The organism is Polaribacter sp. OB-PA-B3, assembly GCF_054589375.1.
The window spans coordinates 813,739-827,099 of sequence record NZ_BAAIIX010000001.1; the positions used below are offsets into that span (position 1 = coordinate 813,739).

Consider the following 13,361-nt stretch of genomic DNA (forward strand, 5'->3'; position numbering starts at 1 on the left):
TAACGTAAAAATAAGATTTTTAATATCTTGTAAAGAAATTAAAATAACGATTGCTGTTTTACTGGGTTTTCGTGTGCTAACAACCACTTTTTTCTCCAGATTCCGCCAGCATAACCTGTTAAAGAACCATCAGAACCAATTACACGATGACAAGGAATTACAATCCATAATGGGTTTTTGCCATTTGCAGCAGCAACAGCTCTAATTGCTTTTACATCGCCTAAAAACTTGCTTTGTTGTAAATAAGTTCTGGTTTTACCATACGGAATGTCTAACAAACTTTTCCATACTTTTTTCTGAAAATTGGTTCCTCTTGGGTTAACAGTTAAATTAAAACTAGCTCTTTTGCCATTAAAATATTCTTCTAACTGTAAAACACATTCTTGTAAACATTTTGGTGTTTTTTGTTGTAATATTTCTAGTGAAATTTCATCATCATTTAAGACAGAAACAGATTGTATTCCGTTTGTATCGCCCATAATTTTTGCAATACCAATTGGTGTTTTGTAATATGTAATTTCAGTTTTTAACATTAGACGCCAAATACGGCTTTAGAGTTTTGAGTTGTTATTTCAGATATTTCTTTAAATGAAATTCCGTAGATGTCTACTAATTTATCAATAACATTTGTAATATAAGCACTTTCGTTTCTTTTTCCTCTGTAAGGAGTTGGTGCTAAATATGGCGAATCTGTTTCTAAAACGATGTGTTGTAAATCTATTTCATTTAAAAATTTATCAATTTTACCGTTTTTAAAAGTAGCAACACCGCCAATACCTAATTTCATGTTGTAAGAAATTGCTTTTTCTGCTTGTTCTTTTGTGCCTGTAAAACAATGAAAAATACCTCTTAAATCTTCGCCTTTTTCTTCCTCTAAAATTTCGAAAATTTCATCAAAAGCATCTCTACAATGAATAACAATAGGCAATTTTTTTTCTTTTGCCCACTTAATTTGAGTTCTAAAAGCCTCTTGTTGTTGTTTTAAAAAGCTTTTATCCCAATATAAATCGATACCAATTTCTCCTATTGCATAGAAATCTTTTTTATCAATCCATTCTTTAACATGTAATAATTCATCTAAATAATTTTCTTTTACAGAAGTAGGATGAAGGCCCATCATTAAATAAACATCTAAAGGATATTCTTCTTCTAACTTTAACATACTTTCTGTATAACTAGAGTCTATTGCAGGTATAAAAAACCTAGAAACACCAGCGTCTTTTGCGCGTTGAATCATTTCTTTTTGATCTTCGTTAAACTGGCTAGAATATAAATGCGTGTGCGTATCTGTAATCATTATTATTTCTGATAATTTTTAGCAAAATTACAAATTAATACAACGTTTAAGACTTGTTGTAAAACATTTTATAAAACGTACCTTTGCATAAAATTTTATAAGATGACTTTTGAAGATTTAGATTTATCAAATCAATTACAATATGCAATAGACGATTTGGGGTTTACAACACCAACGCCAATTCAAGAACAAGCATTTTCTGTGGTAAGATCTGGTAAAGATGTTGTAGGAATTGCGCAAACTGGTACAGGTAAAACCTTTGCTTATATGTTGCCGATTCTTAGAGATTTAAAATTTTCGAAACAACAACATCCTAGAATCCTAGTTTTAGTACCAACAAGAGAATTGGTTTTACAAGTTGTAGAAGAAATAGAAAAACTATCTAAATACATAAATACGCGTGTTTTAGGGGTTTATGGTGGTACAAATATCAACACACAAAAACAAGCAATCTTGCAAGGTCAAGACATTATTGTGGCAACACCAGGTAGATTGTACGATTTGGCTTTAAGTAATGCTTTAAAGTTAAAATCAATACAGAAATTGGTAATTGATGAGGTAGATGTAATGTTAGATTTAGGTTTTCGTTTTCAATTGATGAACATTTTTGATGTAATACCAGAAAGAAGACAAAACATATTGTTTTCTGCTACTATGACAGAAGATGTAGATGCTTTAATCTACGATTTCTTTAAAAATCCTACCAAAATATCTGTTGCAGTAAGCGGAACTCCGTTAGACAATATTGAACAAGTTTCTTACAATATACCTAACTTTTTTACTAAAGTTAATTTATTACATCATCTTTTAAGAGACAAAGAAACGTATAATAAAGTATTAATATTTGTAGGTTTCAAAAGAACTGCAGATTTACTTTTTAAACATTTAGAAGAGGTTTTTAACGACGAAATGTGTGTTATTCACTCTAATAAAACACAGAATTATAGAATACGTTCTATTAGACAATTCGACGAAGGAAATAATAGAATTTTGTTAGCCACAGATGTAATGGCTCGTGGTTTAGATTTTGACAATGTTTCTCATGTAATTAATTTTGATACGCCAGATTTTCCAGAAAATTACATGCACAGAATTGGTAGAACTGGTCGTGCAGAAAAAGCGGGTAAAACATTATTATTTTCTACGGAAAAAGAGCAGGAAGCCAAAGAGCAAATAGAAACTTTAATGGATTATACCATTCCGGTTTTAGAATTGCCAGAAGAAGTAGAAATTTCTAAATTATTAACAGAAGACGAGCGCCCAAGAGAAGATCAAGGTATTTCAAAAAATAGAACAGGTTTAGAATATGTACCAGGACCTGCTTTTCATGAAAAAAGTGAGAAGAACAGTAAAGTGAATTTAGGCGGTTCTTACAGAAGAGAAATTGCAAAAAAATATAAAAAGCCTAAAACAAGAGGAGATAAAAATTACAACAAACGCAATAAGAAAAAATAATGCAAGTTTTAACAGCACAAGAATTGCACAATTTGGCCATGAATATTGTTGGCGAAAAATTACAAGAAATGGGCTATGAGTTTCAAGCTATAAATAGTCAATTAAAAAGGCATCCTCAATTTGTATTATTTAAAAAAGGAGAACCAACAATTTTTGTATTGGTAAAAGCTACTAAAAATCTTCAAAATCCAAACGAATATGATGTTTTATGGATGGAAACTTTTAAAAACCATGCAAGAAAACAAAACGCTAAAGTTTGGTATGCTGGTGTGGGAATAGCAAATGCAGAAAGTGTAGATAGTCCTGTTTTTAAAGATCAACCTTACTATGTTGCTTTTGATGATTTTGTAAAGATATTAGAATAGAAAATATTAGTCATAAAAAACGCCACAATTAATGTGGCGTTTTTTATGACTAATATTTAGTTTTTAAGGATTAGTGGACCATAAAGCAGCGCTTTTTAGCATTGCTCTTCTTGGTAGCTTTAACCCGCTAACAATTAATTCTGCAAAGTCTTCTGGTTGCAAAACGCTATCTTCAGAGTCTTTATTTGCAATTCCTAATTCTACAGACATATCCGAAGCAATAGTACTTGGTGTTAATGTACAAACTCTTATGTTGTTTTTTCTTACTTCTTTCATTAAAGATTCTGACATACCAATTACCGCAAATTTAGACGCAGAATATGCAGAAACATTTGCATTACCATTTAATCCGGCAGTAGAAGCAACATTTATAATATCTCCTTTATTTTTTTCTATTAGATAAGGCAAAACTTCTTTAGTAACATAATACATGCCCATAACGTTGGTTTGTATTATCTGTTCCCAAGTTTGTACATCCATTTCGGTAAAAGAACCAAAAGCAGCAATACCAGCATTATTTACTAAAATGTCTACACCATTTAATTTTTCGATAAGTAGTTTTATTCCTTCTTGCACTTCAGTATAATTACCAACATCAAAAGCTGCGTAAGTTGCTTTTACACCAATTTTTTCAATTTCTTTTACAGCTTCTTTTAATGCCGATTCGTTTCTACCTGTAATTGCAATATCTACGCCTTCTTTAGCTAAAGCTAATGCTGTTGCTTTACCTAAACCTCTGCTTCCGCCAGTAATAATTGCTTTTTTGCTTGATAAATTTTCCATTTTTCTATTTTTTAAAATTTGATAAAATAAAAAACCACTCAGAAGTTGAGTGGTTTTAGTATGTTAAAAGAACGATGTATTATTTAGCATCTTGCTCTAATAAATCAAAAAATTGATTTAATTTAGGCATGATAATAATTTTTGTTCTTCTGTTTTTTGATTTGTTTTCTGCAGAATCGTTAGGAGCTAAAGGAATGTATTGACTTCTACCTGCAGCAATTAATCTTTGTGGTTTTACACCATACTTATATTGTAAAATTCTAGTAATAGATGTTGCTCTTAAAGCAGATAAATCCCAGTTATCTTGAATTAAATCCCTTTTTATTGGTGTAGAATCTGTATGACCTTCAATCATCACTTCCATTTGAGGTTGATCGTTTACAACTTTAGCAATTTTTTCTAAAACAGTGTAAGCACCATCAGTTACATTATAACTACCGCTCTTAAATAATAATTTATCAGAAATAGAAATAAATACAACTGTTTTTTCTACGTTAACTTCAATGTCTTTATCTTGAATACCTTCTGTTAAGTTTCTAGTTAAGTGGTATTTAATTGCTAGGTTTAACGAGTCTTTTTGAGTCATCGCTTTTCTAACACCGTTAATGTATTTATCTTTTTCACTTAATTGAGAAATTACACTTTTAATATTATCTGAAGAAGATTGTGTTAAAACCGTTAAGTTTTCTACTTGCTTTAAAGCAGTTTTCTTATCGTCTTTTAAATATTTAACTTGTTCAGTTAAAGCAAAAATTTTCCCTTCTTCTTTTTCCTTTTCAATTAGACATTTTTGTAAATTTGTCTTAACTGCTAATAATTCCTCTTCTGCTTTCGTTTTCTCTGCCTGTAATGCTACAAATTCCTTCTTAGAAACACAAGAACTAACTAAAATTGTAGATAATAAGATTAAAGATATTTTCTTCATTTTTTCTGCTTAATAATTTATTATTCGAACAAATTTAATAAAATCAAAGAACAAAAAGTGCGATTAACAATTTTTTGTGAAAAATTATAGACTATTTTTGTTTTTGTTAAACTTTTATTATGAAAAATTACTCATTAATTATACTACTAATTTGCGCTTTATGCATTTCTTCTTGCTCTAAAGAAGCTATAAAGAAAAATTATACATTTAAAGGAGCCGTATTTGGAACAACTTATAAGATTACCTATCTAAATACTGATGAAAATTACCTAGAAGAGATTGATAGTTTATTTCTTAAGATGAACAATTCTTTATCAACGTATATTTCAGATTCAGAAATTTCTAGAGTAAACAGAGATGAGAAAAATGTAGAATTAGATCCTTATTTTATAGAAGTTTTTAAAAAATCTAAAAGAATTTTTAAAGAAACTGATGGTTACTTCGATCCAACAGTAGGTAATTTGGTAAACGCTTGGGGTTTTGGTCCAAAGAAAACAAAAATTGATCTAACAGAGGCAGAGGTTGAAAAGGAAATGCAATTTGTAGGTTTTGATAAATTGCAATTAGAAAACACAATAATAAAGAAAGAAATTCCTGGAATATATTTAGATTTTAATTCAATAGCTAAAGGTTTTGGTATAGATGTAGTTGCTCGTTTTCTAGAAAATAAAAATATAAAGAATTATTTAGTAGAAATAGGTGGAGAGATAAGAACAAAAGGCTTTAAAGAGAATGATGAACCTTGGCTAATAAAATTAGTAGATCCTATAAATACAGATGGCTCTGGTTTTAAAACACTGAACCTTTCTAATAAGTCAATGGCAACTTCTGGTAATTATAGAAAATATAGGATATCAGAATCTGGAAAAAAGTTTGTACATACTGTAAACCCAAAAACCGGTTATGCGCATGAGAGTAATTTGTTAAGTGCATCTGTAATTGCAGATTTAGATTGTGCAGATGTAGACGCTTATGCTACTGCATTTATGGCAATGGGATTAGAAAAAACCAAAGATTTTCTGAGTAAAAACACAAAAATAAAAGCAATTTTATTATATACAAATGAAAACGGAAATTTAGAAGAATATACTAATTATACCTACAAGTAGGTAGTAATTTTTGGCAATAAAATGGCTATTTTTTTTTATATTGCAGCCTAAAGTACTCAATACCCAACATTTACTATGAAAAAACAATTGCTATCTATTTTATTCGCTACATTTTTTTGTAGCTTTTATGCTCAAAACAATTCAGAAATTGCCAACGTATATATAAATAGAGCTAATACTGCTATTGAAGAAAGTATAGACTATAAAGAAGCACTAGATCTTTTTGAAAAAGCTATGAAATACATGGATACCGTAACAAAACCCTCTGTTGCAGATCTAGGAGCAAGAATATACTATGAATTAAAAAATTACAGACAAGCTCAAAAATATTCTAAACAATATTTTTTACTAGCTAAAAATAAAAATTCTGAAACGTATCAACAGCAATTAGAACTATTTGTTACTATTGATGAAGAATTGAAAGAGCAAATAGAAAGAGAAAGAATATTAGAAGAAGAGAGAATAAGAAAATCTAAAGAGCTTAAAAGAATTGATTCCTTAAAATCGATTTGGAAAAACACCTCTATGGATATGGCTTTAAAAGTAGACAGTGTTTATACTTTTAACGCTAACAATTACGCATTGTTTTCTAAAGAAGGAAAGTTTGGTGTTATAAATGATAAAGCAGAAATAATTATAGAAGCTAAAGAATACTCAAATGCTATTAATTTTGGTGGTTATTTTTTATTGTTAAATAAAGTAAAAGAAGCAACTAAAATTTACAGTTTCAATACAAATATTGGTACTGGTTCGTTATTACCAAACCCATCAGATTTTAATGCACTTTCTACTCATTTTGGTAAAGTAATGTTGCCAAGAGAAAATGGTAGGTTAATAACCTATCCTAATAATTCGTATGAGCCATTAGTTTATGATTTAAATCAAGGTAAAATAGTTAGAATTTCTAACAAAGAAGATTTAATGAAAGATTTAAAAAAGAATGATGTTTTAAGAAAATACAATAAAGATGGTGAGGTAAAAGTAGATAAAGATTGGTATTTATTTGGAGGACATTTAGGTGGTGGAATTTATCCGTTATACATAGAAGGTGATTATAGTGTTAAGGCTTTTTTGTGTTCTGTAGATGGCACAATGTTATATGCTAGTTCTAAATACGATTATATTGGTTCTTTTCACGATAACAAAGCACAAGCTGTAAAGGGAGATACTATTTCTTGGGTTAACCAAAACGGAACAAAAGTATCAGATGCAAAAGATAGTAAAGCAACTTACAAAGGAGATTCAAAAGTGGTGAAAATTGAAGATGGTATCTATCAAGTATTTAAGAATGGAGTAATTATTAAAGGAGATAAAAAGTTAGAAAAATTACCAGATTATTTAAGGAAGTTTCAGTAAACTAAATTATTTATAACATACAGGAAGAATTTCATTCTTCATTAAACAAAATCGTTCTAGTTTCTCTGGAGCGATTTTTTTAGTATAATCAACTTCATCAACCTTAAAACCAATTGCACGCAGTTTATCAAAATAATCTCTACCATAAACTCTAACATGGTCATACTGACCAAAAATTTTTGCACGCTCTTTTCTATCTGTTATAGAATCGTCTTCAAAAGTTTTTTCTCTTGATAAATCTTGTGGAATTTGAAAAATACCAAAGCCGCCAGGTTTTAAAACTCGATACAATTCTTGCATTGCTTTAGTATCATCTGGTATGTGTTCTAAAACATGATTGCAAAAAACAACATCGAATTCATTATTTTTAAATGGTAAATCACAAATATCTGCTTTTACATCTGCAATAGGAGATTCTAAATCTGATGTTAAATAATTAAGATTTTCTTGTTTTCTAAAGATGTCTAAAAAACATTGTTCTGGAGCAATATGTAAAACGTTTAGTTTTTTTGTTGAGGTAAAGAAATTAGTTTCATCTTTAAGAAAAAGCCACATTAAACGATGTCTTTCTAAAGAAAGTGTAGAAGGAGAAAGAGCATTCTCTCTTTGATTTCCATACCCGTAAGGTAGAAATTTTTTAAAACTTCTACCATCTATTGGATCTGTAAAGTTATCTCCTTTTAAATACCAAGCTATTGTTGGTCTAACTAAGTAACTTGCTTTTATAAGCCAAGGTCTTGGTATGGTATTTAATATGGTTTTAAATATAGACATTAACTGTTATTTACTGTCTAAATTCGTCTTCTTCTGTCGTTTCAATTCCAAGAGCTTCGTGCACATATTTAAATGTTGAAAGCAATTCTGGTTTTCCGTTTAAAATTGCAACATCGTGCTCAAAATGAGCAGATGGTTTACCGTCTAAAGTTGTTATTGTCCAACCATCAGAATGTTGTCTTATTTTTTGAGTTCCTAAATTTGTCATTGGTTCTATTGCTACAACCATTCCTTCAACAAACTTTTTTCCTCTTCCTCTTTTTCCGTAGTTTGGCATTTCTGGGTCTTCGTGCATTTCTCTACCCAAACCATGACCTACAAGTTCTCTAACAACTCCGTAACCATGGTCTTCTGTAAATTTCTGAATTGCATAACCTACATCGCCAACTCTGTTACCAACTTTAAATTCTCTTATACCAACATACAAACTTTCTCTAGTTACATCTAAAAGTTTTTTTGTTGCTGGTTCTATTTCGCCTACAGCAAAAGTATATGCATGATCGCCATAAAAACCATTTTTTATTGCACCACAATCAATAGAAATTATATCGCCTTCTTTTAAAAGATCTTTATTAGGAATACCATGAACAACTTGTGAGTTCGGACTCATACAAAGCGTGTTCGGAAAATCATATAATCCTAAAAAACCAGGAATAGCACCTTCTGCTCTAATAAATTCTTCTGCTAATTTATCTAAATATAAAGTTGAAACACCAGGTTTAACTTCTTTAGCAAGCATACCTAATGTTTTAGAAACTACCAATGCACTTTCACGCATAATTTCTATTTCTTCTTTGGTTTTAATCTTTATCATGTTAAAAAAATTGAACCACAAAGTTAGTATAATTTAAGTAATTTGTAGATAGATTTTGTTATTTGAAAAAGGAGAAAAAACCTTTTTTCTTTTTAGGTTCTGGTTCGTGGTTAAAAATTTGCTTGTAAACTTCTGTCCAACCAATAAAACCCCCAACATTTCTATCATCAATAAAAATATCGGCGCTAATTTTTCTACTGTATTTTTCGTCGTAAATTTCTTCTGGATAACTTTTGTTTACTGCATAAAATTCGATTCCGTTTTCTTTGCAAAAAGCGACAGCTTCATCTAATCTAGAACCACTTCTATACGTCCATAAGATTAATCTAAAGCCTTCCGCTTGTAGCTTTCTTAAGGTTTCGAAAGCAAAAAGTTGTGTTTTGCCTATTTTAGGATAACCGTCTTCAACAATAGTACCGTCAAAATCTACAGCAATAAGTAAATTGTTATTTTTCATTTATTTACTTCTGTCGTAAGAATGTTTATATGGTTTATTTGTAACTATTTTAAGTATATCTTTTTCTAAAGATTCTCTTGCGTATTCTACATATCGCCCTACTTCTTCATTGTTTTTGTAAAAAATAAATGTTGGAACCCTTTTAATATTTAAACCTTCTTGTAAATTATCTGGTGTTCTTTTAGATCGATTTACAGTAATAAGCTCTATATTTTTAAGGTTGAAATTTGCCATTTCTAGAATTTTATAAAAACGCGGTGTTTCTCTTTTGCTATCACCACACCAAGTTCCCATAAAACCTTTAATTTTATAACCTTTCAAAGCTTTTTTTAAAGCTTCTATTGTTGCAGCGTCTGGTTTGTAAGATTCATAATTTTTTGTAAACCAAGCATTATATGGTGCTTGATTAAAAGATTCTTTATTAGCAAAACCAATTAAATCACCTCTCTTATTTTTTTCGGCTGTAATTTCTTGTTGTGAGCTGCAAGAGTTTAATACAGCGATAAAAATTAATAATATAATTTTTTTCATTGAGTTTTTTTAGATTTTACAATAAAGAATGTTGTGTCATTTCTTCTGGTTGTTCTACTCCCATTAATTCTAAAATTGTTGGTGCTATATCACCCAAGATACCACTTTTTATAGACTTAATATCTTTATCTATTAAAACAAAAGGTACAGGGTTAGTTGTGTGTGCTGTATGAGGTGAACCATCTGGATTCATCATTGTTTCACAATTACCATGATCTGCAATTAATAAAATAGAATAATCATTGTCTAGACCAGTTTCTATAACCTCTTTTGCACAAGCGTCTACAGCTTCACAAGCTTTTATTGCAGCTTCCATAATACCAGTATGACCAACCATATCTCCGTTTGCAAAATTTAAACAAACAAAATCAACTTCGCCTTTTTCTAAATCTTCACACAAAGCATCTTTTAATTCATAAGCAGACATTTCTGGTTTTAAATCGTATGTAGCTACTTTTGGAGAGTTTCTTAGAATTCTAGATTCTCCCTCAAAAGGAGCTTCTTGTCCTCCTGAAAAGAAAAAAGTTACGTGCGGATATTTTTCTGTTTCTGCAATTCTAATTTGTTTTTTACCAGCTTTAGATAAAACTTCTCCTAAGGTATTTTTAATATTATCGTTGTTGTAAATTACATTAACTCCTTTAAAACTCTCGTCATATAAGGTAATAGTTGTGTAATATAAATCTAATTTTTTCATTCCAAATTCCGGAAAATCATTCTGTGACAAAGCATTTGTTAATTCTCTTCCTCTGTCTGTTCTGTAATTGAAAAATAAGACAACGTCTCCTTCTTTAATTTGTGCTTTCGGATTGCCATTATTATCTGTAACAATTATTGGTGTATGAAATTCATCTGTAATACCAGCCTCATAATTTGCATTCATTTCGGCAAGAACATCTGTTGTTTTTTTACCAATTCCGTTAACAACGCCATCATAAGCTTCTTTTACACGTTCCCATCTGTTATCTCTATCCATTGCATAATAGCGCCCAGTTACAGAAGCTAATTCCCCTGTACTTTCTTGCATGTATTCTTGAATATCATTAATAAAAAACGTACCCGACTTTGGGTCGCAATCTCTACCATCTGTAAAAGCATGTAGGTAAACATTTTCTAATTGATTTTCTTTGGCCACATCTAAAATTCCTTTTAAATGGTTAATGTGTGCATGAATGCCACCATTAGAAACCAAACCAAGTAAATGTATGTCTTTATTGTTTTCTTTTGCATAATTAAAAGTGTCTAAAAGCACTTTTTCTTTACCTAACGTTTTTTCGTCTACAGCTTTATTAATTCTAGCTAAATTTTGATACACAATTCTACCCGCACCCAAATTCATATGTCCAACTTCAGAATTACCCATTTGACCTTCTGGCAAACCAACATGCAAACCATCTGTTCTTAATTCTGCATGCGGATATTTGTCATACAAACTATTAATAAAAGGTGTTTTTGCGTTGTATATTGCAGATACTTTTGGGTCTTGAGTTATTCCCCAACCATCTAAAATCATTAAGATTACTTTCTTGTCCATTTTTCTAAAATTATACAGTAAAAATAAGAAAGTTTTTTGTCTTCTTATTAAGTTTTTACGAAACCGATAGCGTAAAATTACTAGTCATATTGTTGCTTTTATTGAAATGTAACATTATTCGCATCAAAAAAATAAACTTTCATGAATTAGAAATAAAGAATTATTATTTTAATCCGTAATTTTGTAAGAATAATTCAATAAATAGAAGAATATGCAGTTTCAATTGAATGATGTCACAAAAAAGTTACCAAAACACTTACATAAGTTTGTAGTTAAACAACCTTATGACGAATATACAGCGCAAAACCAAGCAGTTTGGCGTTATGTAATGAGAATTAATGTTGATTATTTAAGCAAAGTTGCGCATAATTCTTATATAAAAGGATTGGATAAAACAGGAATTTCTACAGAGGTTATACCACACATGGAAGGTATGAATCGTATTCTAAAAGACATAGGTTGGGCTGCAGTTTCCGTAGACGGATTTATACCACCAAATGCTTTTATGGAATTTCAAGCATATAATGTTTTGGTAATTGCATCAGACATGAGAACTATAAATCATATAGAATATACGCCTGCACCAGACATTATTCATGAAGCTGCTGGTCATGCGCCAATAATTGCAAACCCAGAATATGCTGAGTATTTAAGAAGATTTGGTGAAATAGGATGTAAAGCAATTTCTTCTGCCAAAGATTATGAAATGTATGAAGCAATTCGACTATTATCTATTTTAAAGGAAGATCCAAATTCTTCTGAAAAAGAGATTACAGAGGCGCAAGAAAGAGTAGAATATTTGCAAGAAAATATGGGTGAATTATCTGAAATGGCACAGATAAGAAACTTACATTGGTGGACTGTTGAGTACGGATTGATAGGAACTCTAGAAAACCCTAACATTTATGGAGCTGGTTTGCTTTCTTCTATAGGTGAAAGTGCATGGTGTATGAAAGATGAGGTTGTTAAAAAGCCATATTCTATCGAAGCTGCAAATATTAATTTTGATATTACAAAACCACAACCACAATTATTTGTAACTCCAGATTTTGCTCATTTGAGTTTAGTTTTAGAACAATTTGCCAATAAAATGGCAATTAGAAAAGGAGGTTTATCTGGTTTAAGAAAACTGATAGAATCTAAAAACCTTGGTACGATTGAACTTAGTACGGGTATTCAAATTTCTGGTGTTTTTACAAATGTTATTGCTGATGAAAATAGCAAACCAATTTACTTTCAAACAACAGGGCCAACAGCTTTGTCTAATAGAGATAAAGAGTTAATTGGTCATGGTATAGAAAAACACGCAGATGGTTTTGGTAGCCCAATTGGTAAGTTAAAAGGAATTAATATTCCTATAGAAAACATGAGTCCGAGAGATTTAGAAGCTTACCAAATTTATGAAGGCAAAACAATTACTTTAGAGTTTGAAGGTGGTTTAAAAGTGGTTGGAAATGTAATTACTGGTACAAGAGATTTAAAAGGAAAAATATTAATAATTTCTTTTGAAAACTGTACAGTTACTCACAACGATAAGGTTTTGTTTCAACCAGAATGGGGAATTTATGATATGGCTGTTGGTAAAGATGTTGTTTCGGCTTATGCTGGTGCAGCAGATATCAATTCTTTTGAAGATACAACTGAAGTATCAAAAACAAAAACACATAAAATTAAGTATTCTGATGATCAAAAGAGATTGTATAGTCTATACAGTAAAGTAAGAGAAATTAGAACTACAAAAAAGGTATCAGAAAAAGAAATTGAATCTATTTATAATGACCTTTTAAATAATTACAAAAATGATTGGTTGTTGCTTTTAGAGTTGTATGAATTAGCAATAGCATATAATTTAAGCATTCAAAAAAATATTCTAAATTCTTTAGAGGTTTTAAAAAGTAATAATAGTTACACAAAATTGATAGAAAATGGTTTAGCTTTGTGTCATTAATCAAAATAACAAC

The 13,361-nt window shown here is 30.1% G+C and carries 14 protein-coding genes; 5 read left to right on the plus strand and 9 right to left on the minus strand.

The genetic code is table 11. From position 1 onward, the window contains the following. Positions 1-38: 38 nt before the first annotated feature. Positions 39-533 carry a methylated-DNA--[protein]-cysteine S-methyltransferase gene (locus ACYPV9_RS03440; RefSeq protein WP_299061953.1) on the minus strand — a complete coding sequence of 165 codons (495 nt, stop codon included), beginning with the start codon at positions 531-533 and terminating at the stop codon, positions 39-41. Beyond that, positions 533-1,297, minus strand: coding sequence for a TatD family hydrolase (locus tag ACYPV9_RS03445; RefSeq protein WP_299061951.1), 765 nt, complete (start codon positions 1,295-1,297; stop codon positions 533-535). Before ACYPV9_RS03445 ends, ACYPV9_RS03440 begins: the two co-directional genes overlap by 1 nt. A gap of 102 nt (positions 1,298-1,399) precedes the next feature. Between ACYPV9_RS03445 and ACYPV9_RS03450 the strand changes: the two genes are divergently transcribed. Both ACYPV9_RS03450 and ACYPV9_RS03455 read left to right on the plus strand, forming a co-directional pair. Continuing rightward, the gene (locus ACYPV9_RS03450) at positions 1,400-2,752 is read left to right on the plus strand and encodes a DEAD/DEAH box helicase (protein WP_299061949.1); all 1,353 of its coding nucleotides are present in this window, start codon (positions 1,400-1,402) and stop codon (positions 2,750-2,752) included. Next, positions 2,752-3,117: a Na(+)-translocating NADH-quinone reductase subunit F gene (locus tag ACYPV9_RS03455; protein WP_299061947.1), complete on the plus strand. Its 366-nt coding sequence runs from the start codon at positions 2,752-2,754 to the stop codon at positions 3,115-3,117. Before ACYPV9_RS03450 ends, ACYPV9_RS03455 begins: the two co-directional genes overlap by 1 nt. 63 nt (positions 3,118-3,180) lie before the next feature. Here the strand turns inward: ACYPV9_RS03455 and ACYPV9_RS03460 are convergent, their stop codons facing one another. Continuing rightward, a complete protein-coding gene (locus tag ACYPV9_RS03460; RefSeq protein WP_299061945.1) occupies positions 3,181-3,900 on the minus strand; it encodes a 3-ketoacyl-ACP reductase in 720 nt (239 codons plus the stop codon). Positions 3,901-3,979: 79 nt separating this feature from the next. Next, positions 3,980-4,825, minus strand: a complete 846-nt coding sequence (locus ACYPV9_RS03465) for an OmpA/MotB family protein (RefSeq protein ID WP_299061943.1) — start codon at positions 4,823-4,825, stop codon at positions 3,980-3,982. A gap of 119 nt (positions 4,826-4,944) precedes the next feature. On the opposite strand from ACYPV9_RS03465, the gene ACYPV9_RS03470 reads away from it, so the two are divergent. Continuing rightward, positions 4,945-5,934, plus strand: coding sequence for an FAD:protein FMN transferase (locus ACYPV9_RS03470; protein WP_459741600.1), 990 nt, complete (start codon positions 4,945-4,947; stop codon positions 5,932-5,934). 75 nt (positions 5,935-6,009) lie between these two features. After that, a complete protein-coding gene (locus ACYPV9_RS03475; RefSeq protein WP_459741601.1) occupies positions 6,010-7,290 on the plus strand; it encodes a tetratricopeptide repeat protein in 1,281 nt (426 codons plus the stop codon). 6 nt (positions 7,291-7,296) lie between these two features. Here the strand turns inward: ACYPV9_RS03475 and ACYPV9_RS03480 are convergent, their stop codons facing one another. Genes ACYPV9_RS03480 through gpmI form a run of 5 tightly spaced genes read right to left on the minus strand, consistent with a single transcriptional unit; the run spans position 7,297 to position 11,400 of the window. Continuing rightward, positions 7,297-8,064, minus strand: coding sequence for a class I SAM-dependent methyltransferase (locus ACYPV9_RS03480; protein WP_459741602.1), 768 nt, complete (start codon positions 8,062-8,064; stop codon positions 7,297-7,299). 10 nt (positions 8,065-8,074) lie between these two features. Beyond that, the gene (map, locus tag ACYPV9_RS03485) at positions 8,075-8,878 is read right to left on the minus strand and encodes a type I methionyl aminopeptidase (protein WP_299061933.1); all 804 of its coding nucleotides are present in this window, start codon (positions 8,876-8,878) and stop codon (positions 8,075-8,077) included. A gap of 58 nt (positions 8,879-8,936) precedes the next feature. Continuing rightward, on the minus strand, positions 8,937-9,335 hold the full coding sequence (locus tag ACYPV9_RS03490) for a BT0820 family HAD-type phosphatase (RefSeq protein ID WP_299061931.1): 399 nt from the start codon (positions 9,333-9,335) through the stop codon (positions 8,937-8,939). After that, positions 9,336-9,866 (minus strand): thioredoxin family protein, encoded by a 531-nt coding sequence (locus ACYPV9_RS03495; RefSeq protein ID WP_459741603.1) that lies wholly within the window; start codon positions 9,864-9,866, stop codon positions 9,336-9,338. Positions 9,867-9,882: 16 nt separating this feature from the next. Then, positions 9,883-11,400 carry a 2,3-bisphosphoglycerate-independent phosphoglycerate mutase gene (gpmI, locus tag ACYPV9_RS03500; RefSeq protein WP_459741604.1) on the minus strand — a complete coding sequence of 506 codons (1,518 nt, stop codon included), beginning with the start codon at positions 11,398-11,400 and terminating at the stop codon, positions 9,883-9,885. 211 nt (positions 11,401-11,611) lie between these two features. Between gpmI and ACYPV9_RS03505 the strand changes: the two genes are divergently transcribed. Continuing rightward, a complete protein-coding gene (locus ACYPV9_RS03505; protein ID WP_459741606.1) occupies positions 11,612-13,348 on the plus strand; it encodes an aromatic amino acid hydroxylase in 1,737 nt (578 codons plus the stop codon). Positions 13,349-13,361: the final 13 nt, after the last annotated feature.